Source organism: Kribbella yunnanensis (assembly GCF_039529655.1).
GTDB classification, from domain to species: Bacteria; Actinomycetota; Actinomycetes; order Propionibacteriales; family Kribbellaceae; genus Kribbella; species Kribbella yunnanensis.
The window spans coordinates 55,899-81,890 of sequence record NZ_BAAANF010000009.1; the positions used below are offsets into that span (position 1 = coordinate 55,899).

The 25,992-nt window shown below is 67.8% G+C and carries 24 protein-coding genes; 10 read left to right on the forward strand and 14 right to left on the reverse strand.

The window, feature by feature from the left end:
- Nucleotides 1-52 precede the first annotated feature (52 nt).
- The 6 genes from ABD231_RS13815 to ABD231_RS13840 all read left to right on the forward strand — a co-directional run bounded on the left by ABD231_RS13815 (nucleotide 53) and on the right by ABD231_RS13840 (nucleotide 9,425).
- Nucleotides 53-2,902, forward strand: a complete 2,850-nt coding sequence (locus tag ABD231_RS13815; RefSeq protein ID WP_344150262.1) for an AfsR/SARP family transcriptional regulator — start codon at nucleotides 53-55, stop codon at nucleotides 2,900-2,902.
- 387 nt (nucleotides 2,903-3,289) lie between these two features.
- Nucleotides 3,290-4,297 carry an ABC transporter permease gene (locus tag ABD231_RS13820; protein WP_344150265.1) on the forward strand — a complete coding sequence of 336 codons (1,008 nt, stop codon included), beginning with the start codon at nucleotides 3,290-3,292 and terminating at the stop codon, nucleotides 4,295-4,297.
- A gap of 41 nt (nucleotides 4,298-4,338) precedes the next feature.
- Nucleotides 4,339-6,096 carry an ABC transporter substrate-binding protein gene (locus ABD231_RS13825; RefSeq protein ID WP_344150268.1) on the forward strand — a complete coding sequence of 586 codons (1,758 nt, stop codon included), beginning with the start codon at nucleotides 4,339-4,341 and terminating at the stop codon, nucleotides 6,094-6,096.
- A gap of 94 nt (nucleotides 6,097-6,190) precedes the next feature.
- Nucleotides 6,191-7,183, forward strand: coding sequence for an ABC transporter permease (locus ABD231_RS13830; protein ID WP_344150271.1), 993 nt, complete (start codon nucleotides 6,191-6,193; stop codon nucleotides 7,181-7,183).
- 32 nt (nucleotides 7,184-7,215) lie between these two features.
- Nucleotides 7,216-8,346: an ABC transporter ATP-binding protein gene (locus ABD231_RS13835; RefSeq protein ID WP_344150274.1), complete on the forward strand. Its 1,131-nt coding sequence runs from the start codon at nucleotides 7,216-7,218 to the stop codon at nucleotides 8,344-8,346.
- Between the two features lie 20 nt (nucleotides 8,347-8,366).
- Nucleotides 8,367-9,425 (forward strand): ABC transporter ATP-binding protein, encoded by a 1,059-nt coding sequence (locus ABD231_RS13840; protein WP_344150277.1) that lies wholly within the window; start codon nucleotides 8,367-8,369, stop codon nucleotides 9,423-9,425.
- 153 nt (nucleotides 9,426-9,578) lie between these two features.
- Here the strand turns inward: ABD231_RS13840 and ABD231_RS13845 are convergent, their stop codons facing one another.
- The 13 genes from ABD231_RS13845 to ABD231_RS13905 form a co-directional block, all read right to left on the reverse strand.
- A complete protein-coding gene (locus ABD231_RS13845) occupies nucleotides 9,579-10,877 on the reverse strand; it encodes a sugar ABC transporter permease (RefSeq protein WP_344150280.1) in 1,299 nt (432 codons plus the stop codon).
- Complete coding sequence (locus tag ABD231_RS13850) at nucleotides 10,874-11,689, reverse strand: ATP-binding cassette domain-containing protein (protein WP_344150283.1); 816 nt, start codon at nucleotides 11,687-11,689, stop codon at nucleotides 10,874-10,876. Before ABD231_RS13850 ends, ABD231_RS13845 begins: the two co-directional genes overlap by 4 nt.
- A gap of 136 nt (nucleotides 11,690-11,825) precedes the next feature.
- Nucleotides 11,826-12,902, reverse strand: a complete 1,077-nt coding sequence (locus ABD231_RS13855; protein ID WP_344150286.1) for a substrate-binding domain-containing protein — start codon at nucleotides 12,900-12,902, stop codon at nucleotides 11,826-11,828.
- A 114-nt stretch (nucleotides 12,903-13,016) separates the two neighbouring features.
- A complete protein-coding gene (locus ABD231_RS13860; RefSeq protein ID WP_344150289.1) occupies nucleotides 13,017-14,201 on the reverse strand; it encodes an ROK family transcriptional regulator in 1,185 nt (394 codons plus the stop codon).
- 359 nt (nucleotides 14,202-14,560) lie between these two features.
- Nucleotides 14,561-15,334, reverse strand: a complete 774-nt coding sequence (gene cobS / locus ABD231_RS13865) for an adenosylcobinamide-GDP ribazoletransferase (RefSeq protein ID WP_344150292.1) — start codon at nucleotides 15,332-15,334, stop codon at nucleotides 14,561-14,563.
- On the reverse strand, nucleotides 15,331-15,858 hold the full coding sequence (locus ABD231_RS13870) for a bifunctional adenosylcobinamide kinase/adenosylcobinamide-phosphate guanylyltransferase (RefSeq protein ID WP_344150295.1): 528 nt from the start codon (nucleotides 15,856-15,858) through the stop codon (nucleotides 15,331-15,333). The genes cobS and ABD231_RS13870 overlap by 4 nt, the downstream gene beginning before the upstream one ends.
- Nucleotides 15,851-16,660, reverse strand: a complete 810-nt coding sequence (locus ABD231_RS13875) for an ECF transporter S component (protein WP_344150298.1) — start codon at nucleotides 16,658-16,660, stop codon at nucleotides 15,851-15,853. Before ABD231_RS13875 ends, ABD231_RS13870 begins: the two co-directional genes overlap by 8 nt.
- A complete protein-coding gene (locus ABD231_RS13880) occupies nucleotides 16,657-18,267 on the reverse strand; it encodes an ABC transporter ATP-binding protein (RefSeq protein WP_344150301.1) in 1,611 nt (536 codons plus the stop codon). The genes ABD231_RS13875 and ABD231_RS13880 overlap by 4 nt, the downstream gene beginning before the upstream one ends.
- Nucleotides 18,264-19,352 (reverse strand): CbiQ family ECF transporter T component, encoded by a 1,089-nt coding sequence (locus ABD231_RS13885; RefSeq protein WP_344150304.1) that lies wholly within the window; start codon nucleotides 19,350-19,352, stop codon nucleotides 18,264-18,266. The genes ABD231_RS13880 and ABD231_RS13885 overlap by 4 nt, the downstream gene beginning before the upstream one ends.
- Entirely contained in the window at nucleotides 19,352-20,047 is a 696-nt protein-coding gene (locus tag ABD231_RS13890) for an SCO2322 family protein (RefSeq protein ID WP_344150307.1), read from the reverse strand. Before ABD231_RS13890 ends, ABD231_RS13885 begins: the two co-directional genes overlap by 1 nt.
- Before the next feature lie 26 nt (nucleotides 20,048-20,073).
- Nucleotides 20,074-20,283 carry a hypothetical protein gene (locus ABD231_RS13895; RefSeq protein ID WP_344150310.1) on the reverse strand — a complete coding sequence of 70 codons (210 nt, stop codon included), beginning with the start codon at nucleotides 20,281-20,283 and terminating at the stop codon, nucleotides 20,074-20,076.
- Complete coding sequence (locus ABD231_RS13900) at nucleotides 20,280-21,290, reverse strand: aldo/keto reductase family protein (protein WP_344150313.1); 1,011 nt, start codon at nucleotides 21,288-21,290, stop codon at nucleotides 20,280-20,282. Before ABD231_RS13900 ends, ABD231_RS13895 begins: the two co-directional genes overlap by 4 nt.
- Nucleotides 21,291-21,308: 18 nt before the next feature.
- A complete protein-coding gene (locus ABD231_RS13905; RefSeq protein WP_344150316.1) occupies nucleotides 21,309-21,899 on the reverse strand; it encodes a DUF3043 domain-containing protein in 591 nt (196 codons plus the stop codon).
- A gap of 165 nt (nucleotides 21,900-22,064) precedes the next feature.
- On the opposite strand from ABD231_RS13905, the gene ABD231_RS13910 reads away from it, so the two are divergent.
- The 4 genes from ABD231_RS13910 to ABD231_RS13925 all read left to right on the forward strand — a co-directional run bounded on the left by ABD231_RS13910 (nucleotide 22,065) and on the right by ABD231_RS13925 (nucleotide 25,595).
- Nucleotides 22,065-22,880 (forward strand): PspA/IM30 family protein, encoded by an 816-nt coding sequence (locus ABD231_RS13910; protein WP_344150319.1) that lies wholly within the window; start codon nucleotides 22,065-22,067, stop codon nucleotides 22,878-22,880.
- On the forward strand, nucleotides 22,877-23,152 hold the full coding sequence (pspAA, locus tag ABD231_RS13915) for a PspA-associated protein PspAA (RefSeq protein WP_344150322.1): 276 nt from the start codon (nucleotides 22,877-22,879) through the stop codon (nucleotides 23,150-23,152). The genes ABD231_RS13910 and pspAA overlap by 4 nt, the downstream gene beginning before the upstream one ends.
- A gap of 274 nt (nucleotides 23,153-23,426) precedes the next feature.
- Nucleotides 23,427-24,953: a sugar transferase gene (locus ABD231_RS13920; protein ID WP_344150325.1), complete on the forward strand. Its 1,527-nt coding sequence runs from the start codon at nucleotides 23,427-23,429 to the stop codon at nucleotides 24,951-24,953.
- A 45-nt stretch (nucleotides 24,954-24,998) separates the two neighbouring features.
- A complete protein-coding gene (locus ABD231_RS13925) occupies nucleotides 24,999-25,595 on the forward strand; it encodes an RNA polymerase sigma factor (RefSeq protein WP_344150328.1) in 597 nt (198 codons plus the stop codon).
- Nucleotides 25,596-25,640: 45 nt separating this feature from the next.
- Here ABD231_RS13925 and ABD231_RS13930 read toward each other — a convergent pair whose 3' ends face one another.
- Nucleotides 25,641-25,964, reverse strand: coding sequence for a hypothetical protein (locus ABD231_RS13930; RefSeq protein ID WP_344150331.1), 324 nt, complete (start codon nucleotides 25,962-25,964; stop codon nucleotides 25,641-25,643).
- Between the last annotated feature and the right edge of the window lie 28 nt (nucleotides 25,965-25,992).

A 25,992-nucleotide genomic window follows, 5' to 3' on the forward strand; every position in this document is an offset into this window, starting at 1 on the left:
CGGTAAGGCAGATCTTTGGGCAGGCCTGTTACCACGCGCTTACCATGAGCCAGTGGAATTCCGCCTGCTCGGTCCGGTGCAGATCTGGTCGGGTAGCGACCAGGTCTCCCTGAAGCGCCGCCAGGAGCGGCTGTTGCTCGCCGTACTGCTCCTGGAGCCCGGCAAGGCGGTGGCCGCCCAGCGGCTGATGGAGCTGCTCTGGCCGGACGCGATGCCCACCAACCCCCGGCGCGCGCTGCAGGTCTACATCTCCCGGCTGCGCACTGTGCTCGAGGTGGAGCTGACCAGTGGGCGCGAGGGGTACGCAATCCAGGCGCCGCTGGGTAGCACCGATATAGAGCAGTACCGGACGCTCGTGGCGCAGGCCCGGCAGCAGGACGACCTGGAACAGCGCAGCAAGCTTCTGACGGACGCTCTGGGGCTCTGGCGCGGACCTGCGCTGGCGGACGTCACTACGGAGGACGTCCGGCAGCGCCTGTGTGGTGGCCTAGAAGAAGAGCACTGGGCGGCCGAGGAGCTGCTGCTGACCACAGAGCTCTCCCTAGGCCACCACCAAGAGCTCCTCCCACGCCTGGCCGACCTCACAGCCGCCCAGCCAACCCGCGAGACGTTCGCGGCTGCCTCGATGCTGGCCCTCTACCGCTCTGGCCGTCAGACCGATGCACTGTCTGTCTATACAGCTCTTGTACGGCGTCTGGACGAAGAGCTCGGTCTTGAGCCGGGGGCCGAGATGCGGGACCTCCAGGTCGCGATCCTCCGCCAGGATCCGTCACTCGACCTCACCGTTCCTTCTGCGGCACCACGTGAGCTCCCGGCCGACGTGGGTCTGCTGATCGGCAGGGATGACGTACTGGAGGAGTTGTCGGCGGCACTCCTCGGTCCCGCGCGCACCGGCGTACCGGCCGTTGTCTGTCTCTATGGCGCAGCCGGCACCGGCAAGTCTGCGGCGGCTGTCCGGCTGGGACACCAGCTGGCCGATTCGTACCCCGACGGGCAGCTGTTCGCGCGCCTCCAGGACGTGAACGGGCAGAGTCTCCCGCCCCGAACAGTCCTCGGACAGCTCCTCCGTTCACTCGGCGTGGAGGGCTCAGAACTTCCCGAGTCCCTAGAAGAGCGCTCAGCCCTACTCCGCAGCCGCCTGGCCGACAAGTCGGTCCTACTAGTCTTCGACGACGCCATAGACGCCGGCCAACTCAGACCGCTGCTCCCTGCCGGTGGCGCAGTCATCATCACCTCCCGCCGCCCCATGCTCGGCCTCGAAGACGCCACCCACCGAGAACTCCGCCCCCTCTCCGACGAGACCAGCGCCGAGCTCCTAGGCGCAGTCTCCGGCCTGGGATCGGCGCGGGTGGCCGAGGTCGTTCCCCACTGCGCCGGCCTCCCACTAGCCCTCCGCATCGTCGGCGCCCGCCTAGCCCTCATCCGCGAAGACGTGGCCGAGGTAGTCCAAACCCTCGCCGACGAGTCCCAACGCCTCGACTACCTAGTAGCCGGCGACCGAGCCGTCCGAGCCAGCCTGGACCTAACCCTCAGCACAGCAACCACCGAGGCCCGCCGCCTCTTCGCCCACCTGGCTCTCGTCGGCGCCGACGAGTTCGCCCCCTGGGTCGCCGCCCCACTCCTCAACACCGACGAGCCGACCGCTGCCGCCGTACTCGAAAACCTGGCAGCCCTAGGCCTCATCCAGCTCCGCCGCCTAACCCCACCCCGCTACGGCGTCCACGGCCTCGTCCGCGCGTTTGCGGTCGAGTTGCTCCAAAGCGTGGAGGAGCGGACCGCGGTCGAGTTGCGGTACGTCGAGACTGTCCTGCGGCTCGTGGCGACTGCCGACGGGAGCATCGACCATGCGATGGCGACCAGCGTGGTCGTCGACGTGGGGGAGGAGCGGCTGCTGCGCGGGACTGTCGCGGCTGCTGTCGCGGGATCGCCCTGGCTCGATGTCGAGGCACCAGTAGTCCATGCGGCTGTTCTGCTGGCTGCTCGGGTTGCGCCCCGGACGGCGGGTTTGCTCGCGCTGCGGTTCAAGGGGTTCCTTGCCGTCCGCGACCTCCGCGAGATGTGGATCTCGGTTCTGCAGGTTGCGCGCGACGCGACGGCGCATTCCGGCGACGTCGACCTCGAGGCGGACCTGGACCGGAGCCTGTGGGTGGTGCACGCCCAGAGCGGGGCGCCGCCGGACGCGCTGGTGCAGTTGGCCGAGCAATCGCTCGACTCGGCGGTTCGCTCCGGCAACGTCGAGCTCCGGAACCGGGCGCTGGAGCAGGTTGCCTGGGGCGCACAGTTGCGGACCGACTTCGACCGCACGCTGGAGATGGTCGACGAGATGCTTGCGCTGGCAGGTGCGATCCCGGAGGCGGCATCGTCGACGGCTCGCGCATTGAGTACGCGCGGCGTCACCCTGCAGTGGCTCGGGCGGAATGCCGAGGCCCAGGCGGATCTGCGCGAAGTCCTCGCCCTCGACAAGCCGGGGAACCGGTTGCACGCCATCCGGCTGGTGCATCTCGCGAAGTGCCTGCTCGACAGTCCTGGGCTGGGTGCGGAGCACCTCGACGAGCTGTACGACGTCGTGGGCCAGGCGCGCGAGATCGTCGAGCGGCTGGGCGACAACCTCGGTCTCGCGTACGTCGAGAACTGCGCGGGAACGGCGATGGTCGCGGCAGGCGGGCTGGATGACGCGGAGCGGGTGCTCGGCGTCGCTGCGGATCTCTTCAGCAGGCACCGGGACGAATCGGGGGAGATCGCCAACGCCGTCGGATGGGCCCGGCTGGCCGTTGCCCGAGGTGAGCTGGACCGGGCCCGGCGGGAGCTCGGCCGGGCTCTGCAGATCGCTTCGACCGACCTGTCGCGCTTCGAGGTGGAGCGCCAGCGGAAGCTGCTCGGACTGCCCTCCCGGACCAGCTGATCAGGCCCTGATGGGGCTGGCGCAGGACTGCCGGACGAAGATCGCCCAGACCGGCCGGAATTGTTACATTCTGTTATTTTGTGGCACAAATTGGCCACTGTCGGTGCTGTGCCGACGCGTTTCGCGAAGGATCGACTGCGAACAGTGACCGTTGGGGGCAAATGTTCCGGTCAAGTACCCGTTCCGGTAACGATTTGTGCACTGCTGTCGAGCACCGCTGGTTTGGTGTCACAGTGTCAGGCAGGCTAGCGCGCGGCTGGGGGGTTTAGCCGGTGTCAAGGGGATTTGACGCAGGCCCTTCCAGCGAGCGAATGTGCGGCACGATCTACAGACCGGCGCCGGACTTTTGACCACCATCAACCGGCTGACAGAGCTGACGGAGCGCGAATGAGCATTGGGTCACCAGACTCGACCGTTGGGATCGAGGACCACCCGGCCTCTGCGGAGCCCGAGCGGGCCAAAGGTGTCGCGCACGGTAAGTCGCCGACCCGGATCGCGATGGACCGGCTCCGCAAGGACAAGGTCGCGATCACCTGTGCGGTCATCGTGTTGCTGTTCATCCTGCTCGCGATCTTCGCGCCGTTGCTGACCAAGCTCGAAGGCTCCGACATCGGCACCTTCCACCCTGACCTGGTCGACGCTTACGGCTTCCCGGTCAACGGCCCGAACTCCGCGCACTGGTTCGGCGTCGAGCCGAAGACCGGTCGCGACAACTTCGCCCGCTGGGTGTACGGCGCCCGGCCGTCGCTGATCGTCGCGTTCGTCGCGACCATCTTCGGCACCGTCGTCGGTGTCGTGATGGGTCTGCTGGCCGGCTTCCTCGGCGGCTGGGTCGACCGGGTCATCTCCTGGGTCATCGACTTCGTGCTGAGCCTGCCGTACCTGCTCTTCGCGATTGCGATGGTGCCGATCGTCGAGCAGCTGCGCGGCGGTTCGTTCAACCTGACGCCGGCCGAGCAGGCACAGATCAGATTCTTCGTGCTGATCTTCGTGCTGTCGTTCTTCGGCTGGGCCGGCCTGGCCCGGATCATCCGGGGCGAGGTGCTGTCCCTGCGCGAACGCGAGTTCGTGCTCGCTGCCAAGGCCATCGGGGTGCCGACGCGGCAAGTGCTGTTCAAGGAACTGCTGCCGAACCTGGTGGCTCCCATCGTCATCTCGGCCTCGCTGGCGCTCCCGGCGTACGTAACAGCGGAAGCCGGATTGTCGTTCCTCGGTGTTGGCCTGATCGAGCCCGTCCCGTCCTGGGGCCAGACGATCGCCACCGCCACGAACTGGTTCAAGGCCGACCCGATCTACCTCTGGCTGCCGGTGCTGGGCATCACCATTCTGGTGCTCGCACTCGCGCTGCTGGGAGACGCGGTCCGCGACGCCTTCGACCCGAAGACCCGCCGGTAGCCCGGCGTTGCCCCGAGCGGCAGAAAAGGAGAAACACAACCATGCAGTGGAAACGGATCACCGCGGTGGCGGCGACGGTCATGCTGGCCGCCGTGGCCTGCGGCAGCCCGTCGTCGAACAGCGGTAGCAACCAAGGCGGCGGCAACGTAGGCGGCGCGCAGGAGAAGGCGACCGACCCGACAGCCAAGGGCCCGGCGAAGCCGATCGAGGGCGCCAAGTCCGGCGGCACCATCACTGTCCTCTCGGACGTTACGCCGGACACCTTCGACCCGACGAACACGTACTACGTCGACGGTAACCAGATCGGCAAGCTGATGTACCGGGCGCTGACCCAGTACAAGCTCGACGAGAAGACCGGCAAGCCGATCCTGGTGCCCGACCTCGCCGAGGACCTGGGTACGCCGTCGGCCGACGGCCTGACCTGGACGTTCAAGCTCAAGCAGGGCATCAAGTACATGGACGGCACGCCGGTCAAGGCTGCCGACTACGCGTACGCGATCAAGCGCTCCTTCGCGCACGACCTGTACGACGCCGGACCGACGTACCAGCTGCAGTTCTTCAAGGACGGCGGCAAGTACAAGGGCCCGTACGTCGCGGGTGGCGAGAACTACGCCGGTGTCGAGACGCCGGACGAGAGCACGCTGATCATCAAGCTGGACAAGAAGTTCAACGACCTTCCGTACTACGCGGCGTTCCCGATGTTCACGCCGATCCCGCAGTCGAAGGACACCAAGAAGAACTACGAGCAGCACCCGATGACGACCGGCCCGTACCAGGTCGAGTCGTACACCGCGGGCAGCCAGCTCAAGCTGACGAAGAACCCGAACTGGGACCCGAACAGCGACCCGGTGCGTTACCAGTACCCGGACAAGTTCGACTTCAAGTTCGCTCAGGACACCATCAAGGTGCAGCGGCAGGTCCTGGCCTCGGCCGGACCGGACGCCAGCGCGCTGAACTACAGCAACCTGGACGTCAGCCTCTACCCGGAGCTGAAGGACCCGAGCCAGCTGGTCAAGGGCCCCGGCCCGTGCACCATCACCTGGCCGATGGACACCCGGAAGATTCCGCTCGAGGTCCGCAGGCTGATCGCCAAGGCGTACCCGTTCGACTCCTGGCGCAAGGTTTCCGGCCAGGCTCCGGACAGCTCGTTCCCGGCCTCGACGATCCTGCCGCCGGCCGTTCCGGGCTACGAGAAGTACGAACTGCCGGGCCTCGTCGGTACCGGTAAGGGCGCCGAGGACCCGGCCGTCGCGGCCGAGGTGAAGTCGGAGCTGGAGAAGCTGGGCAAGTCCAACTTCGAACTGTCCTGGTACTTCTCCAACGACGACCCGATCGCGACGCAGGTCAACCAGCTGCGCACGCAGGTCTTCGAGAAGGCCGGCTTCAAGGTCAAGGCCACCGGTGTGCCGAAGGCCAAGATCCGGACCCTGACCGGTGACCAGAACGCTCCGGTCAACCTGGGCAAGACCCCGGCCGGATGGTGCTCGGACTGGCCGTCGGGTACCAGCTGGTTCCCGGTGCTGTTCAAGTCCGACGCGATCGAGCTGGGCAACAGCATCGGTCAGCTGCAGGACAAGGCGCTGGACGCCGAGATCGACCGGGTGGCCGACCTCGACCCGAACGCGCAGCTGAAGGAATGGTCGAAGATCGACAAGAAGATCCTGCAGGATCACCTGCCGCTGGTTCCGCTGTACTACTCGGCGAGTGCCTTCCCGGTCGGTAAGAACATCGGTCACGCTGTCAACGACATGACGCAGGGCATGCCCGAGTTCACGTCGCTGTACCTGAAGCAGCCGTAACCGGTTCGCTGACGGATCTCGCTTGATCTGAGTAAGCAGGGGTGGTGACCGGCCTTCCAGCCGGTCACCACCCCCCTCGGTGAGGAGACACCTCGTGCTCTACTTCGTGGCGCGCCGCCTGGTCAGCGCGCTCAGTGTCGTGTTGGTCACGCTGATCGCGACCTTCGCGCTGTTCTTCGTCGCGCCGACCGACCCGGCCGCCGCGATCTGTGGTGATCGCAACTGCACCCAGGAGCGATACAACGAGATCAAGAAGAACCTGCACCTGGACCAGCCCAAGGTGCAGCAGTTCGCGGAGTACACCGCGGGCATTTTCGCCGGGCGGACCTTCGAGACGTCTGGCGTCGTGCAGGACTGCAAAGCACCCTGCCTGGGGTACTCCTTCAAGAACGACCGGCCGGTCACGCAGATGCTGAAGGACCGGCTGCCGGTCACGGTGTCGCTGGTCGCCGGGTACGCCGTACTGGTTCTGACGATCGGTGTCTTCGTAGGCTCGATGGCTGCGAAGCGACGCGGGACGCTGGGCGACCGGGCGCTGATGAGCAGCACCCTGATCCTCAGTTCGGTGCCGTACTACATCGTGGCGCTGATGATCTCGCTGTACTTCACGATCCTGTACCCGATCCTGCCTCGTGGCGGATACACGCCGATCACGGACAACGCGGGCAAGTGGGCGGCCGGGCTGCTCACGCCCTGGCTGGTGCTGGGCATCTACAACTGCACGGCGTACGCGCGGTACTCGCGGGGCTCGATGGTGGAGACCCTGAGTGAGGACTACATCCGGACGGCGCGGGCCAAGGGCCTGTCGGACCGGAAGGTGACCTACAAGCACGCGCTGCGCTCGGGCATGATCCCGGTCATCACGATCTTCGGTCTGGATGTCGCGGGCAGTCTGGCCGGCGCGATCTTCACCGAGCGGATCTTCGACCTGCCCGGCCTGGGCAACCTGGTCCTGCAGAGCTTGGAGACCTATGACCTGCCCGTCATCATGGGGACAGTGCTGGTCGCCTCCGTGGTGCTGGTGACGATGAACTTCATCGTGGATATCGGCTACAGCCTGATCGACCCGCGGGTGAGGCTTTCGTGACCACTCCCGCCCCAGAAGACCGGAAGGACAGCATGGCCGAGAACGCAGGCGAGCAGCCGGCCGCGGCGGCGGCAGCGGCCAAGCGCGGCCCGTCGGTCGCGACCCGTGAGCGCCGTGCCGGCCTCATGAACCCCAGCGGCGAGACGCCGTACCTCGTGGTCGAGGACCTGACGGTCAAGTTCCCGACCGCCGACGGCATCGTCAGCGCGGTGAACGGACTGAGCTACTCGGTACCGCTCGGCCGCACGCTGTCGATCGTCGGTGAGTCCGGCTCCGGCAAGTCGGTCTCCAGCATGGCCGTGATGGGCCTGCACGACCGCAAGCGCACCCAGATCACCGGATCGATCAAGCTCGGCGGTGACGAGCTGATCGGCCTGTCCGAGAACGACCTGATGAAGATCCGCGGTGACGCGGTCGCGATGGTCTTCCAGGACCCGCAGTCCTCGCTGCACCCGCTCTACACGGTCGGCAACCAGATCTCCGAGGCCTACCGGGTGCACCACAAGGTCTCCAAGGACGTCGCCAAGAAGCGCGCCCTGGAGATGCTCGACCTGGTCGGCATCCCTAACCCGGTACGGCGCTTCGGTCAGTACCCGCACGAGTTCTCCGGTGGTATGCGGCAGCGCGCGATGATCGCGATGGGTCTGGTCAACGACCCGAAGCTGATCATCGCCGACGAGCCGACCACCGCGCTCGACGTCACCGTCCAGGCGCAGATCCTGGACCTGCTGAACAACCTGCAGAAGGAGTTCGGTTCGGCGATCGTCCTGATCACCCACGACCTGGGTGTGGTGGCCGAGATGGCGGACGACGTACTGGTCATGTACGCCGGTCGCTGCGTCGAGTACGGGACGGCCGAGGACGTGCTGGCGAACCCGCGGATGCCCTACACCTGGGGCCTGCTCGAGTCGATCCCGACGGTGTCGGCGGCGAGTGAGAAGCTGCGCCCGATCAAGGGTCTGCCGCCGAGCCTGCTGAACCTGCCGAGCGGCTGCTCGTTCAACCCGCGCTGCCCGTACAAGGACCGCGTCAAGGGTGAGCGCTGCACCACCGAACTGCCCGAGCTGCTGCCGGTCGACGGCGCCGGAGCCCACACGTCCCGTTGTCACCTGCACGACAAGGCCTCGATCTACGAGACCGAAGTCCTGCCGAGACTGAGCTGACGAGCGGACTGAGGAGACAGATGAGCGACACAGTACGTCCGATCGACCAGCCGGCCGCTCAGGGCGAGACGCTGCTTCGGGTCCGCGACCTGAAGATGCACTTCCCGATCAAGGAAGCCGCCGGCCTGGGCCGGACGAAGAAGGTCGTCCAGGCCGTCGACGGGGTCAGCTTCGACCTCAAGGCGGGGCAGAGCCTCGGCCTGGTCGGCGAGTCCGGATGTGGCAAGTCCACCACCGGCCGGATGATCACCCGGCTGCTCACCCCCACCTCGGGTGAGATCAACTTCAAGGGCACCGACATCGCCCGGCTGAAGGAGCGCGAACTGCGCCCGTTCCGCCGCCAGCTGCAGATCGTCTTCCAGGACCCCTACAGCTCGCTGAACCCGCGCCAGACGGTCAGCAACATCATCAGTACGCCGTTGCGCGTGCACAAGCTGGTCAAGAAGGGCGAGGAGCTCGGCCGGGTCCAGGAGCTCCTGGAGCGGGTCGGCCTGAACCCCGAGCACCACAACCGCTACCCGAACGAGTTCTCGGGCGGTCAGCGGCAGCGCATCGGGATCGCCCGGGCGCTGGCGGTCGAGCCCGAGGTGATCATCGCCGACGAGCCGGTCTCCGCGCTCGACGTGTCCATCCAGGCCCAGGTGATGAACCTGCTCGAGGACCTGCGGCGTGACCTCGGGATCGCCTTCGTGTTCATCGCGCACGACCTCGGCGTGGTCCGTCACTTCTGTGACGAGGTCGCAGTGATGTACCTGGGCAAGATCGTCGAGCAGGGCCCGCGCGAGCAGATCTACGGCGCCCCGCAGCACCCCTACACCCAGGCGCTGCTGTCCGCGGCTCCCGACCTCGGCACGATCCGCGGCGTACCGCCGAAGGAACGGATCCGGCTGGTCGGCGACGTACCCTCGCCGATCGACCCGCCGAGCGGCTGCCGTTTCCGCACCCGCTGCTGGAAGGCCGAGGACATCTGCGCAACGCAGGAGCCGAAGCTCGAGGGCAAGCCGCAGTCAGCTCCCGGCCACGCCGCAGCGTGCCACTTCGCGGAGCCAAAGGTCGACCTCGTCGCCGAGATCGCCTGACCTGCAAGCAAAAAGACCCCCTGCCTACCGGGCAGGGGGTCTACTTGTTTGGCCCTCCTTGGAGGTCCAGCCGTAGCCGGATGCCTGAGGTTGGAACCGGTGGGCCCCCGCCGCGCAGGGGGTCAGGAGGGGGCCCACCGGGTCTGGGGGTGGTTAGGCTCGGCCGTGGGCTTGGCGGCTGCGGCGGCTGAGGGAGTCGATGGTGACGGCGATCAGGAGGACGCCGGCGGTGACTACGTAGCGGACGCTGGAGTCGAGGCTGAGCAGGGCCAGGCCGTTCTGGATCGACATGATGACGAAGGCGCCGAGGAGGGCGGAGTACGCCGAGCCGCGGCCGCCGAAGAGGCTGGTGCCGCCGATGACGGCGGCTGCGATCGCGTTCAGGTTGGTGTCGGTGCCACCGCTGCTCTGGCCGACGGCGACCAGGCGGGCGGCGGCGAGGATGCCGCCGACGGCGGCGAAGGTGGAGCAGGCGGCGAAGACGGACAGGTAGATCATCCGGACGTTGATTCCGGCGCGGCGGGCGCCTTCGACGTTGCCGCCGACCGCGACGACCGAGCGGCCCCAGCGGGTTCGGCGGATGGCGAAGTCGGTGACGACGACGAGGGCCAGGAAGAGCAGGAACATCGACGAGACGCCGCGGTCGCCGTTCAGGATGATCGCTGGGATCGCCAGTACGGCGGCCAGGGCGACGGCCTTGATGGCGATCATCGAGTGCGGGGCGGCGGACAGGCCGGCGGCGAGCCGGGCGCCGCGGGCGCGGAGGCGGGTGAGCACGTAGGCCACGACGACGACGGCGATCAGGCCGTACGACAGGGCCGGCGGTAGGAAGCTGCGGGCGGCGAAGCCGACCAAGGCCGAGTCGAACGGGAAGTTCAGGGTGCCTTCCTTGCCGAGAACCAGTAGTTGCAGGCCGAGGAAGCCGAGCAGACCGGCCAGCGTGATCACGAAGCTCGGCACACCGAACCTGGTGAAGAGCGCTCCGTAGAACAGGCCGATTACCAGCCCGAGCACGACGGAGATGATCAAGGAGATCACCAACGGCCAGCCCTGGTTGACGAAAGTGACGCCGAGGACGGCCGCGGCCAGGCCGCTCACCGAACCGACGGACAGGTCGATCTCGCCGAGCAGCAGGACCAGAACGATGCCGAGGGCAATGACCCCGATCGAGGTGGTCTGCAGGGTCAGGTTGACCAGGTTGCGGCTGGACAGGAACGAGCCGTTGGCGATCTGGAAGACCGCCCAGATGATGATCAGGCCGATCACCACCGGGACCGAACCCAGGTCGCCGGAGCGCAGCCGGCTGGTGAAGGCGGAGATCGCGCCGCTGACGCCACGGCTGGCGATCAGGCGCTCGTCCTGCAGGTCGGCGGGCAGCTGGTCCGCGGTGACGGCCGCGTCGCCGTTGCCGTTGGAGTCCTGCGGCCGGGTCTCGGATCCGTGCACGGTCATGATGCCGAGCCCTCCTCCCGCGTCCGGCGCGCCGCGCGCTCGGAGACGGCATTGTCGGTCGCGCCGGTGATCGCGGCGATGATGTCCTGGCTCTTGGTCTCGCTGACCTGGAAGACGCCGTTGTTACGGCCCAGACGCAGTACGGCGACCCGGTCGGCCACCGCCATCACGTCGGCCATGTTGTGGCTGATCAGGATGACCGCGAGACCGCGTTCGCGCAGCCGCTCGACGAGGTTCAGCACCTCGGCGGTCTGGGCGACCCCGAGTGCCGCGGTCGGCTCGTCGAGCATCACGACCTTCGGATCGCCGAGCAGGCTGCGGGCGATCGCGACGGTCTGCCGCTGGCCGCCAGAGAGGCTGGCCACCGGGATCCGCACCGAGGGGATCTTGGCCGACAACTGCCGGAGCAGCTGCCAGGAGGAACGCTCCATTTCGATCTCGTCCAGCACCCGGCCCTTGCGCAGTTCGCGGCCGAGGTAGAGGTTCGCGACGACGTCCAGGTTGTCGCACAGGGCGAGGTCCTGGAAGACGGTGGCGATGCCGAGCTGCTGAGCCTCTGCCGGGCTCCCGACCCGCACCTCCTTGCCGTCGAACACCATGGTGCCGTCGTCGGCGGTGTAGACCCCGGCGATCGTCTTCACCAGCGTCGACTTACCGGCGCCGTTGTCGCCGACCAGGGCGAGCACCTCACCGGCGCGGACGTCGAGCTCGATGTTCTTCAGGGCCTGCACGGCCCCGAACCGCTTGGAGATGCCCCGCAGCGCCAGCACCGTCGAGGTGCCGGGCGGGGCGGGGGTGGGAATGACAGTCACTCGATCAGCCTCCTGAGGCTTCGTTCTGCCCATGATCCCGGCGTGGGCGCTGTCGGGGTAGGGCGACAAGGCAACGAACAAACATCCGACGCCGGTTCCGCCTCGACCTCACTCGGGGCGGAACCGGCGGCGGGGGTCAGCTCAGGCCGGCCGCGGTGCAGGCGGCCTGGAACGACGCGGTGCAGATGTCGGTCACCTTGTAGATGCCGTCCTTGACGACGGTGTCCTTGATGTTCGCCTTGGTCACGGCGACCGGGTCGAGGATCGTCGAGGGGACGCCCTTGAAGTCACCGGTCGACTCGGCCTTGCCGCCGCCGGCCAGGGCGACGGCAGCCTTCGCGGCGGCCTCGGCCTGCGGCTTGACGGCCTTGTAGATGGTCATCGCCTGGTCGCCGGAGACGATCCGCTGGATCGCGGCGAGTTCCGAGTCCTGACCGGTGACCGGCGGCAGCGGGGTCACGCCGCCACCCTTGAGCGCTGCGATGGCGCCGCCCGCCGTACCGTCGTTGGCCGCGTACACGCCGACCAGACCGTTCTTGATGGCGCTGAGCTGGCCTTCCATCCAGGCCTGGGCCTTGTCCGGGCTCCAGTCCGGGGTGTCGAACTCGGCGGCGATCTTGAAACCGCTGGAGTCGAGCACGCTGTGCGCGCCCTTCTTGAAGTCGGCGGCGTTCGGGTCGGTCGGCGAACCGTTGATCATGGCCAGGTTGCCGGAGGTCTTGCCGGCCGCCTTCAGGGTGTCCACCAGGGTCTGCGCCTGCAGCTTGCCGACGGCCTCGTTCTCGAACGAGACGTAGTAGTTGGCGCCCTCGATGAACCGGTCGTAGGCGATCACCGGGACGCTCTGGCCCTTGGCCGAGGCGACGACCGCGGCGGCGGCCTTGCCGTCCACCGGGTCCAGGACGAGCACGTTCGCACCCTGGGTGAGCGCGGCCTCGGCCTGCTGTTGCTGCTTGGCCGGGTCCTGGTCGGCGTTGCTGTAGATCAGCTCGCAGTCCGCGCAGGCCGCCTTCAGGGCCTCGGTGAACAGCGGCCGGTCGAGGGCCTCGTACCGGGTGGTCTTGGACTCGGGGAGGAGCAGGGCGATCTTCTTGCCGCCGCTCTTCGAACCGCTCCCGGAGCCGCCGTCGTCGGAGCCACAGGCAACCAGCGAGACGGCAAGGGCCGAGACGGCGAGGCCGAGGCCGACGAGACGAGGTACTGACACGGACATATGCGACTCCTTGACGTGAAGGCCCGAGTAGGCCTGACCGAAGTCAAGACCCATCCCGGCTTTGACGTCAAGACTTGAATTCAAGAAATAGACATATCGTTGTTACGCGACTGTCTAATTCACCAGTGACTGCGTGGCGTGACTGTGACTGAGCAGCGACGCGAGATGAATGGCTCCGAGTACGTCGGCTTCGTCACCCAGTGCAGCCGGTCGGAGCTCGACGGTAGCGGCCGCGCTCGGGATCGCGCACCGGTCGAGTGCCTCCCGAAGGGGGAGCAGGACCAGGTCGCCGGCCTCGGCGAGCAGACCGCCGACCACGATCACCTCAGGGTTCAGCAGGTTGACCAGCCCGGCCACGGCGACTCCGACCCGGCGGCCGGCATCCTCGATCGCCCGGCGGCAGCCGACGTCGTCCGCCAGTGCCCGGTGCACGATGTCCTTGAGCCGAAGCGGTCCGTGCGAGGCGGCCAGGCTGCTGATCAGCGCCCGGGATCCGACGAACGTGTCCAGGCAACCACGGTTACCACAGCGGCAGATCGGCCCGTTCTCGTCGATCGTCACGTGCCCGATCTCGCCCGCCGTACCGGCCGAGCCGCGGAAGATCTCGCCGTTCAGGACGATGCCGGCGCCGACGCCGTACGAGAACTTCAGGTAGCAACCGTTCTGAACCCCTTGCAGTGCGCCGTTCCGCAGCTCCCCGAGGGCCGCGAGATTCGCGGTGTTGTCGAGGGCAACGGGTGCACGCAGATAGCCGGTCATCGCCTCGGCGACATTCACTCCACGCCAACCCGGCAGTACGGCGTCAGACCCGGCCTGATGACTCACTGAGTCGACCGGTGTCGGCAGCCCGAACCCGATCGCGGCAATCTCCTCGACCCCGGAACTGACGGTCTCGGACAAGTCGGCCAGCAGTCGCGCCACCCGCTCCATCCCGTCATCGGCCGCGTGATCAGCCTGCAGCGGCATCGACTGCTGCGCGAGAATCTCGCGAGACTCGTCCGCGATCGCGACCCGGACGTCCCGCTCCCCAAACGCAACCCCAGCCAACAATCCACCACCAGACGCAAGGCTCACCAGTACGGCGCGACGTCCGTTGCGAATGCTGCGCGACAGCCCGACCATGCCGGCCTGGTCGAGCTCGCGCACCATGTTCGACACGGTCGCGGCCGACAATCCGGACGCGGCCGCGATCTCGACCTGCGTCAACGGACCGTGCTGCCGGACAACCCCCAGAACGCGCGCACGATTGGCTTCGCGCAGCGAAGTCTGCGACCCAGGCGCGGAGCGGCTTGCGTTCATTACATAAACATAACGGATCGCGGCGTGGTTGCACCCACACACCGCCCGACAACCGCCGACATGATCCTCCGCCTCACTCAAACCCCCAACGCCCCGCCCCAGACCCTATCCCTCCCCACCGCCCCCACCCCCCACGCAACCCCAACCACGCCGATCCACTCCCCGCCACGCCCCCGATCCCTCCCCGCCACGCCCCCGATCCACCCCACCCCCTCCTCCGCGCCCAAAGACACGCCGCCCCACCTTTGGGCACGATGCGCGACTTTGTGTACCCACCGATCGTTTTGGGGACGCGAAAACGGTTGGTGGGTTCACAAAGATGCGGCGCGTGCACAAAGAGAAGGCGACCCACCTTTGGCTCAGGGCGTTAGGGCGAGGGTTAGGAGGGTGATGGGGAGGGTTAGTTCTATGGCGGTGCCTAGGACGTCGCCGGTGGTGCCGCCTAGGGCGGATTGGGCTCGGCGGGTGGTGGCTAGGGCGGTGAGGACGGCTAGCAGTACGGCGATGGCTGTCGCGATGGTGGCGGCGATCGGGAGGGTGAGCCAGCTGAGGGTCGCGGTGGGGACCAGTACGGCGAGGGTGGTGAATAGGGCGGTTCGGGGGTGGACTGTGGCGGCTACTAGGGCGCCTAGGCCTTCGGGGCGGGCTGGGGGGATGGTGGTTCGGCAGGTCCAGGGGAGGGTTAGGCGGCTGGCGGTGGTGGCGATCAGGATGGCTTGCCAGCCGAGGTTGGCCTGGAGACAGGCGGTGAGGGCGGCTACGTCGACCAGGAGGACTCCGACGATGCTGACCACGCCGAAGGGGCCGATGTCGCTTTGTTTCATGATGCGGAGCATGGTTTCGCGGTCTCGGCGGCTGCCTAGGGCGTCGGCGAAGTCGGCGAGACCGTCCAGGTGCAGGCCGCCGGAGAGGGCGGCTACGACCAGGACGCCCAGTACGGCGGCCAGCAGGTCGGCGTCCGGTCGCACCAACTGGGCGAGGGCGACCACGCCGGCTGCGATTGCGCCGAGTACGGCGCCGACCAGCGGGGCGAGGATCATCGCTCGTCGCCCGACCACGCGGTCGACGTGGGACGGCATTCCGGCGGGGAGGATGGTGAGCAGGCCGAAGGCGAGGCGTAGCGAATCGATCATGTGAGCGGGAGGGTTCGGCCGGCGATCGTGTAGAGGGCCTGGTCGGAGGCGAGGGAGATGCTGGTGTTGAGGCGGCCCATCAGGTCGCGGAAGAGGCGGGTACCGGGGTCGGCGGGGACCACACCGGAGCCGATGTCGTTGCTGACGGCAACCACGATGCGCGGGGTCTCGGCCCACGCCGCGGTCAGTGCGGCGATGCGGTCCTCGACCAGGGCTGCGCGGGTCAGGTCGGGCCAGATCTCGAGGGCGTCCATGGTCCGGGACAGCCAGAGCGTCAGGCAGTCGATGAGCAGCGGCTGACCGGGTTCCGAGAGCAGCGGGACGAGGTCGATCGTCTCGACCAGACCCCACGATGACGGCCGCCGGGCCTGGTGCTTGGCCACGCGCGCAGCCCACTCCGCGCTACCGGAGTCGTCTCCGCCAGTGGCGACGTACAGGACGCTCGGTACGTCGGCCAGCAGCCGCTCGGCCGCTACGGACTTGCCGGAGCGGGCGCCGCCGAGGATGAGGGTGCGGTCAGGCATGCGGACTCCTTGGCTCGAAAACCACCGGGGTGTCGAAGGCAGCCTTCCGGGCGGTACGGCGGAACGCGTTCAGCACCGGCCGTCCGAGCACCAGCACCAGTACGGCGCACAGCACGCCGCGAGGGATGTCCCACCCAAGCGAGGTCGCCACGACGAACAGCAGGTACCGGTGCAGGTTGTCCACCAGCGCGTCACCCGGGATGAACGAGAAGTCACTGCCGAAGGTGGCGTACGGCCAGAACCACAGGTTCATCACCACGCCGTACAAGACACCAGCAACCAGCGAGTACGTCGCCAGCAGCAGCACCTCGAGTCGCCCGCCCGCCCGCGGCAGCAGGCCGGCCAGACAGCCCACCCACGCACAGGCGAACATCTGGAACGGCATCCACGGTCCGACGCCACCACTGATTAGCGCACCACCCAGCAGCGACACCGACCCCAGAACGAAGCCGAACCCAGCCCCAAAGGCACGTCCGGCCAGCACCAGCAGAAAGAACCCAGGCTCCAAACCAGCCGTCCCCGGACCCAGCGCACGCAGTGCAGCCCCAACCGCTGCCAGCATCCCCAGCAGGGACACGACCTTCGCATCGATCCCGGACTCGGACAGCTCAGCCAGTACGACGGCCACCAGCAGCGGCAGCAGCAAGACGAACAGCCAAGGCGCATCGGTCGTGTGACCGATCGCAGACTCTCCTGCTTGGTCGGTCTGCCAGAGCAGTGGCCAAGCGAACGCAAACACGCCAACCAGAGACGCGAGCAACAGCGTGCCGGTACTGCGCGGCCGCAGTCGGATCAGGTTCACGAGGCGCGCTCCAGAGCCGTAGCGACCTCGCCAACGGTCAGGAACGGCAGTGGCGCCAGGATCTTCGCCACCTGCGGTGCAAACGCGGGGGAGTCCGCCACAACGGTCGCAGTCTCGCCCTCGCTCACCAGCTCGCCGTCTGCGAGCACCATCACTCGAGTGGCGACCTCAGCCACCATCTCGACGTCGTGTGTCGACAGCACGACCGCATGGCCGGCCGCAGCCAGTTCACGCAGGATCTCGACCAGCCGCCGCTTGGCGCCGTAGTCCAGACCGCGAGTGGGCTCATCCAGCAGCAACAGCGGCGGTGCACCACACAGTACGACGGCCAATGCCAGACACAGGCGTTGTCCCTCGGACAGGTCCCGTGGGTGCAGCTGGTCGTCCACACCCGGTGCCAGTCGTTCCAGCACCGCCCGACAGGTCCCAGCGGGCACGCGGAAGTCGGAGTCCGCGCCAGCGCACTCGTCGACGACTGTTGCCGCATACAACAGGTCAGCCGGCTCCTGCGGTACCAGTCCGACCGCCTTGACCAGCTTGGCCGGTCGAGTACGACGGGGGTCGGCTCCAGCCGCGGTCACTGTGCCAGAGCGCGGCGGCACGATTCCCACTAGCGCATTGAGCAGCGTGGACTTGCCAGCGCCGTTGCGGCCCATCAGTGCGACGATCTCGCCGGCCCGGATGCTGAGCGACACCCCACGCAAGGCGGTCACGGCCCCATAGCCAACGATCAGGTCCTTGCAGCCGGCCAGCTCAGCCCCGGTCACAGCAGGACGCCGCAACGGCTTCACATCAGCCAACTGGTTCCGCAACGCCACAGCGGCTCGCCGTGCGTCCCGCACCGACAGCGGTAGGGGAGACCACCCAGCCAACCGGCCGAGCTCCACCACCGGCGGTGCGACCGGTGCGGTCACCATCTGGTCGGCAGGAAGCCCGGTCGACACCAGTCCGATCCCGCCCGGTACTTCGATCACACGGTCGGCGTACTGCACCACGCGCTCGAGCCGGTGCTCAGCCATCACCACAGTGACGCCCAGGTCGTGCACGAGCCGCTGCAACGCGGCCAGCACCTCCTCAGCCGCCTGTGGGTCCAGTGCGGAGGTCGGCTCGTCCAGCACGAGCACAGCGGGATGCGAGGTCAGCGCCGCGCCGATAGCGGTTCGTTGCCGTTGGCCACCGGACAGTGACGTCAGTGCGCGGTCACGAACGTCCGCTAGCCCCAGCAGATCCAGCGTCTCCTCGACTCGACGCCGCATCACGTCGGGCGCCGTACCGAGCGACTCCATGCTGTACGCGAGCTCGTCCTCAACGGTGTCCGTGACGAACCCGGTCATCGGGTCCTGCCCGACGAACCCGACCACATCAGCCAGATCGCGCGGCCGGTACTCCCGCGTGTCCCGCCCGTTCACCAACACCCGCCCAGCCAGCGTGCCGCCGGTGAAGTGCGGAACCAGCCCATTGATCGCCCGCAACAGGGTCGACTTACCGGAACCGGTCCGCCCGATCACCAGCGCCAACTCACCCTCAGGCACCGTGAAGCTCACATCCCGTACGGCGGGCGCCGCAGCGCCGTCGTACGTGACTGTCACGTGGTCGAACTCGATCACGCCGCGGCCCCCTGCCGGATAGGAGGCGCGGCCAGCGCCGGTGCCAGGCCGATCAGTACGCCGACCACCGGCAGCACCGGAATCGGCGGTACGACGAGTGGTCCCGCCAGCAGCAGTCCGTGCACCCCGCGGACCGCAGCGACCACCATGACAGCGGCAGCCGCAGCACCGGCCGCAGTCACCAGCCACTCCGGCAGTGCCCACGGATCGGGCCGGTAGCGCGTTCGCGTCACCCGCCGCCGACCGATGCCCAGCGCACCAACCGCAAGCAGCAGTCCGATCGCCAGTGCGGTCAGTGCAAACGGAAACGCGAGCGAATCCGTCAGCAGCGCGTAGACCCCGAGCAGAATGCCCAGCAGCCCCAACAGCACACACAACCCAGTAATCCGCCGCTGGCGACGCGGTACCTGAGCAGTCCGCCCATAGCCGCGCGAGTCCATCGCAGCAGCCAACTCCACCGACCTGTCCAGCGCACCCTCCAGGACCGGCATGGCCGTGGTCCGGAACGACCCGCGGGTCCGGCCACGAAGCCGCCGCGCAGCCCGGATCCGGCGCGCGTCGGTCACCAGCTGCGGTGCGAACGTCAGAGCGACCACACAGGCCACACCCATCTCGTAGAGGGCCCCCGGCAACGACTTGAGCAGCCGCCGCGGACTGGCCAGCGCATTGGCCGCACCGATACAGCACAACATCACCGCGAGCTGGCCACCGTCGTACAGAGCCGTGACGACAGCCTCAGCGGTCACCTGCCCACCCAGCTTGACCCCGGCAGCCCAGTCCGGCAAGGGGATCTGCGGCAGCGTGAACAGCACGAAGTTCCCCTGCGAGCGCGTCGAGAGCAACGCCTGCAGGACGATGCGGATCCCGATCACCATCAGACCGAGCTTGAGGAACGCAGTGAAGCTGTGCGCCCAGGGAGCATCAGTACGACGGGCAGCCACCACGAACCCGGTCACCGCAAGGATCAGTGCCAGCAGCACCGGGTTGCGGGTCCGGCTGGCGGCGACCGCCATCCCGAGAGCCCACAGCCACCAGGCCCCCGGATGCAGCGCCCGGGGGAGCGTCAGGCGGTGGACGGCACGCACTACGCTCTCGTGCGCCGGCGGCGCACCAGAACCACACCACCCGCGGCCAGAGCGCCGACGAGCACCACCACGAGAATCAGTGGCACCCAGGTGCCGCTGCCCTTGTTGTCGTCCGCCACCGATCCAGCCGGTACCTTCGACGAGCCGACCGGGTTGTCGATCTGCAACTGCACCGGCTGATCGGTCGCCGGGACCTGGATGTTCTTCACCGGCTCACCGCACCCCTTGGACGGGTAGCCGCCGATCCCGCAGGTCAGACCCTTCTCGATCCGTGTCGGTCCGACCGCGGCCAGCACCTGCGCCCCGTTGGACTTCGGATCCGTCACCACACAGGTCCCGGCAGGAGTGCCGGCCTGCTCGCCGGTCGGCTGGTCCTCCGCCGTACCGGGGTCGATCACGACCGCCACCCGCTTCTTGCCCGTCTCGGCCGGGACGTCCTTGCAGATCGCCTCGAAGTCACCAGCAGCCCGCGGCACTCGCGGCTTGGCGCCACCGAGCGCATACCGCCAGCCCTCCACGGACCCATCAGCCGGTACGACGCCGTCCGGGCCCTTCTGCGCGAAGGACCACTGGCCCGAGCTCCACTGGTAGTAGCCCCAGAACTTGAAGCCGTCCTCGGCATGCGCTTGCGTGGTGGCGGTCCCTGCGAGCAGGAGTCCCGCCACCAAGCTCAGAAGCAGTCGTTTCACAGTCACCGCAGCAGGGTAACCGCTACGGCTTGCTACTCCTGCGCCTCCAGGCTCATCGGGCCGTACACCTCACGCCCGTCCTCGAGCAGGAAGACCTGCCCGACACCCTTCTCGGTGAGCTCGCGCCAGATCTCGCCCAGCCAGCTCTCGGCGTCGCCCTGCGCGGAGAATTCGGTGCCGCCGACCTCGCTCGGGTCGACGACGGCACCGGTCGCGGTCTCGAACCGCCACACCCAGCTCATGAGCCGGGCCGGGTCTGCGGGGAGTTCTGCGCGGTCTTGGCCGGGTCGCGCTCGATGATGCTGCCGAGCGTCTCGTCGATCCGCTTCAGCACGGTCTCCTCGAGCTTCACGCCGGCGGCCTTCACGTTCTCCACGACCTGCTCGGGCCGGGAGGCGCCGACGATCGCGGAGGCCACGTTCGGGTTCTGCAGGACCCAGGCGACGGCCAGTTGGCCGAGCGACAGGCCGGCCTCGTCGGCGATCGGCTTCAGCTCCTGGACCCGGGTCAGGACGTCGTCGTTCAGGAACCGCTTGATCATGTTGGCGCCGTTCGCGTCGGTCGCCCGGGATCCCTCCGGAGGCTGCTGCCCCGGCAGGTACTTGCCGGTCAGCACGCCCTGCGCGATCGGGGAGAACACGATCTGGCTGATGCCGAGCTCCTCCGACGCCGGGACCACCTCGGCCTCGATGGTGCGCCAGAGCATGCTGTACTGCGGCTGGTTCGACACGAACGGGATGCGCAGCTCGCGGGCCAGCCGGTGGCCTTCCTGCAGCTGCTCCGCGGTCCACTCCGAGACCCCGATGTAGAGCGCCTTGCCCTGGCGGACCACGTCGGCGAAGGCCTCCATGGTCTCCTCGAGCGGCGTCTCGGTGTCGAACCGGTGCGCCTGGTAGAGGTCGACGTAGTCGGTCCGCAGCCGCTTCAGCGACCCGTTGATCGACTCGTGGATGTGCTTGCGGGACAGACCGGTGTCGTTCGGTCCGCCGGGTCCGGTCGGCCAGTAGACCTTGGTGAAGATCTCCAGCGACTCGCGCCGCTCACCTGCCAGCGCCTCACCAAGAACCGATTCGGCCTTGGTGTTCGCGTAGGTGTCGGCCGTGTCGAACGTGGTGATGCCGGCCTCCAGGGCCGCCTGCACACACGCCTTGGCCTGATCGTTCTCCACCTGGGAACCGTGTGTGAGCCAGTTCCCGTACGAGATCTCGCTGACCTTCAAACCACTGTTGCCGAGATAGCGGAAGTCCATGACCCCGACCCTACTTGGTCAGACGGGCTTCTCGCCGCGCTTGACCATCGGCTTGGGCAGCCGCCACCGGCGCATCTGCATGGTCCGCCGGACCGCGTAGAACCCGATGCCCTTCACCGGCTCGCTCGGGAACTTCACCCCGACCGCCTTCTTCAGGCCCGCCGACAGCAGGAACCAGTCACCCGCGATGACCAGAATCATCACCAGGAAGAAGATGTTCACCAGCCCGGCCAGCCACGGGAACTCCCGCGAGAACACGACCCCGACCAGCGACACCACGAGCAGGATCGGCAGCGCGAACTCCATCACCGAGTAGCGCGCGTCCACGTAGTCGCGAGCGAAGCGCCGTACCGGGCCCTTGTCGGCGGCCGGCAGGTAGCGGTCGTCACCCGTCTGCAGCGCGGACTGCATCTTGGCCCGCTCGGTCCGCATCTTCTCCCGGCGCAGTGCCGACGCCTCCTTGCGGTTGCGCGGCTTCTTGTACGACGCCTTCCGGGCCGCCTCGGCTTCTTTGCGCGACGGGGTCGGCCGACCCTTGCCGCCCGGCTTGGCCTGTGGCTCGGCGGGTACGGTGGGTGTTGTTGTATCGGACTTGGTACGACGGAACACGGGGTCTGAACCTCATTCGGCAGGACATCGCGACTCGGGGTGGTCCCCGGATGTGGACACCACTTTATCCGGGCCTGTCCCGATGGTGTGGTGACCCGTAGGGACATAGGGTGGTTGACACGCACGCCGGGTCGACGCTCCGGCACAGAAGGGGTACGGATATCGATGAGCATCTTCAAGCGGATGTCGACGATCTTCAAGGCCAAGGCGAACACCGCCCTGGACAAGGCCGAGGATCCTCGCGAAACCCTTGACTACTCGTACCAGAAGCAGCTCGAGCTGCTCCAGAAGGTACGCCGGGGAGTGGCCGACGTGGCCACCAGCCGGAAGCGGGTGGAGCTGCAGGCCTCGCAGCTGCAGGCGCAGTCGGCCAAGCTGCAGGACCAGGCGCAGAAGGCGCTCTCGATGGGCCGCGAGGACCTGGCCCGGGAGGCCCTGACCCGCAAGTCCGGGCTGCAGGGGCAGATCGACGACCTGACCACCCAGCACGCCCAGCTGCAGGGTGAGGAGGAGAAGCTGACGCTGGCCTCCCAGCGCCTGCAGGCCAAGGTCGAGTCCTTCCGGACCCGCAAGGAGACCATCAAGGCCACCTACACCGCGGCCGAGGCGCAGACCCGGATCAACGAGGCCTTCTCGGGTATCTCCGAGGAGATGAGCGACGTCGGTCTGGCCGTGCAGCGGGCCGAGGACAAGACCCAGCAGATGCAGGCCCGGGCCGGCGCGATCGACGAGCTGCTGGCCTCCGGCGCGCTCGACGACGCCACCGGCACGCAGAAGGACAGCATCACCCTCGAGCTGGAGCGGATGTCGTCCACCTCCGGTGTCGAGGACGAGCTGGCCGCGATGAAGGCCCAGCTCTCCGGGGGCAGCGCCCCCAAGCAGTTGTCCGGTGAGGCGCCCGGGGCAGCCGCACAACCCGCCCAGCCAGTGCAACAGCCGGTAGCGGAGCCGGCGCGACCACAAGACGGAGACGTTAGATGATCGTTCGCATCATGGGTGAGGGCCAGTGGCAGCTCGCCGACGACAAGCTCGACCAGCTGAACTCGGTCGACGGCGACCTGGAGAAGGCCGTCGCGGCCGGTGACGAGGCCGGTTTCCGGACCGCCTTCGCCGCCCTGCTCGACTTTGTCCGGTCCGGCGAGAAGGTGCCGGACGAAGTGCTGCACGACTCCGACGCCATCCTGCCGCCGAGCGACAGCTCGCTGGCCGAGATGCGTGAACTGATCAGCGGCGACGGCCTGATCGCCGGCTGATCGCCCCCCTTCCGTCGCGGTAGCGTCGGCAAGAACCCCGAGAACCGCTACCGGTTCTCGGGGTTCTTCAATTCCTCGGGGTTCTGTCCGCAGTGTGTCCAGCGATCCACGCTGCGTTGCGCAGGGGTAAACACTCGCTGTCAATACTGTTCGCCCCCGGTCTGACGTAGTACTGTTCTGCCACGCCGTTGTGGGGGCGGCGTTGGACGACTGTCCGTGACGGGGAGTGGGTTGGTCACGGGCGTCGAAGTTCACCTGTGGGGGGTGACTGTGCGTGACTGAGTTTGTCATGTCCGAGGGGTTGGCCGAACCGGCTGATCTGCGGCCGGCGGCCTCGGGGGAACGTCGTCGGCCGGTCTGGGTTGTTCCGGACGAGGTGCAGGCGACCGTGCCGCGAGCGGCACGTTTCACCGAGGCGCGCTGGGTGGCCAAGTACCGGCGGGCTGCGCTCGCCGGTGACCTGACCGCGGCGCTGATCGGGGTTTCGCTGGCGTTGCTCGGCCGGTTCGGGGCCCAGATCAATCTCGCCTATCTGGTGATCGGGGCCTTGATCCCGGTCGCCTGGCTGGTTTGTGTGGCGCTGGCCCGTGGCTACGAGAGCCGGTACTTCGGTACCGGGCCGGAGGAGTTCCGGTCCATCATCCGGGCCGCGGTGGCGCTGACCGCCGCGGTCGCGATCACGTCGTACGCGACCAAGAGCGAGGTCGCTCGTGGTTTCGTGCTGCTCGCGGTGCCGATGACGTGTCTGGCGGCGATGACCGGCCGCTGGGTGCTGCACCGGCAGATCTCCTGGCGCCGGTTCGCCGGCCGGTGCATGCGCCGGGTGCTGGTGGTCGGCCGCAACGACCAGGTGATCACGCTGCACCGGCACCTGGAGGAGCGGCCCGCCGACGGGTACGTCGTGGTGGCCAGCTGTCTGCCGCGTGGTGACGTCTTCGAGGAGCCCGTGTCGGACCGGCTCGGACGGACCGAGATGGACATCCTGGCGGCCGTCGACCAGTACGACGTCGATGTCGTCGCGGTGGCGTCGGATCCGGAGCTGGCCGGGCACTCGCTGCGCAAGCTGTCGTGGGCGCTCGAACAGCGGGGTGTGGATCTGATCGTCTCGCCGGGCATCGTCGAGGTGGCCGGTCCGCGGATCTCGATCCGGCCGGTGGCCGGGCTGTCGCTCCTGCACCTGGAGCGGCCGTCGGTGAGCGGTGGTCCGCACCTGATGAAGGCGGTCTTCGACCGTGTCGTCGGGGTGCTGATGCTGCTCGCGGTGTCACCGATCCTGCTCGTCGCGGCCACGCTGGTGAAGCTGACCAGCAAGGGCCCGGTGCTGTTCAAGCAGACCCGGGTCGGTCGGGGCGGGGAGCAGTTCCCGATGTTCAAGTTCCGCACGATGGTCGTCGACGCGGAGGAGCGCAAGGCCGAGCTGGTCGCCCTGAACGAGGGCAACGGAGTGTTGTTCAAACTCCGCGACGACCCCCGGGTGACCCGGGTCGGCAAGTACCTGCGCCGCTTCTCGATCGACGAGCTGCCGCAGCTGGTGAACGTTCTCCGGGGGGAGATGTCACTGGTCGGCCCGCGCCCGCCGTTGCAGTCCGAGGTCGCGCTGTACGCGATCGACGACTCGCGCCGGATGCTGGTCAAGCCGGGACTCACCGGGCTGTGGCAAGTCAGCGGACGCAGCGATCTGACCTGGGAAGAGTCGATGCGGCTCGACCTGCGGTATGCCGACAACTGGTCGATCGCGCTCGATCTGCTGATTCTCTGGAAGACCGCCCGCGCCGTCCTCGGGAGCGACGGCGCCTACTGAATCGCACGACAACAAAAGAGCGGTGCATTCCCGAGGGGGGAATTCATGGTGCAACACCTCAGTGCCGAATCCGGTACTGATTCCGAGACGACCGAGGTGACAGTCCGGTCCGAGGCCGCGACCCTGGTGATCCAGGCCGCGTCCGGGGACCAGGGGGCCTGGAGCCGGTTGGTCGATCATTATGCGCGGCTCGTCTGGGCCGTCACCCGTAGTTTCCGGCTCAGTGACAGCGATGCCGCAGATGTTTCTCAGATGGTGTGGTTGCGGTTGCTTGAGCACATTCACCGCGTCGACCCCGAGCGGGTCGGCGCCTGGCTGGTCGTCACCACGCGCCGCGAATGCCTGCGTGTACTGGCGTTTCGCAAGCGCGTGCTGCTGACCTACGAGTCGACGGCGTTCGAGGAGCAGCCGGGCGACCAGCCCGAGCTGGATGCCGACATGATCGCGTTGGAGCGGGCTGCCGATGTCCGCGAGGCACTGGAGACATTGCCGGACCGGTGGCAGCAGTTGCTCGGCATGCTGATGGCCGACCCGCCCGCGCCGTACGCGGAGATCTCGCAGAAGATCGGGATCCCGATCGGCAGCATCGGCCCCATCCGGGGTCGTTGCCTGGACAAACTCAGATTGCTGCTTGCCTCCTGAAACAGCAGTACTGAGTGAGCAACAGCGCCCGGTCGGCCGCTTGGATCAGAGCATGATCCAGGCGGTGCGGACCGGGCGCTGAGTGCTGTTCGGCCACTGCAGCAGGAAGCTCACCAAGCGGGTGTCGCCGGGCCCGTCGGCCCCGCGGGACTCGACCTGGACCGGTCCGCACGGCGTCACCCGCAGCTCGACGGTCAGCTCCGCCTGACCCTGTACGTCGACGTCCAGCGTGATGCCGTGTCCGGCGAACCGCAGTTGCCGGCGGTCTTCGTGGCCCGGTGCGTCGACCCAGCTGTCGAAGATCACGTCGAGTACGTCGAGATCCCGCTCGTGCCGCCCGAACGCGGCATAGCCCACGGACCGCGTCATCGCGATCTGTGTGCCGACTCGTTCGGGG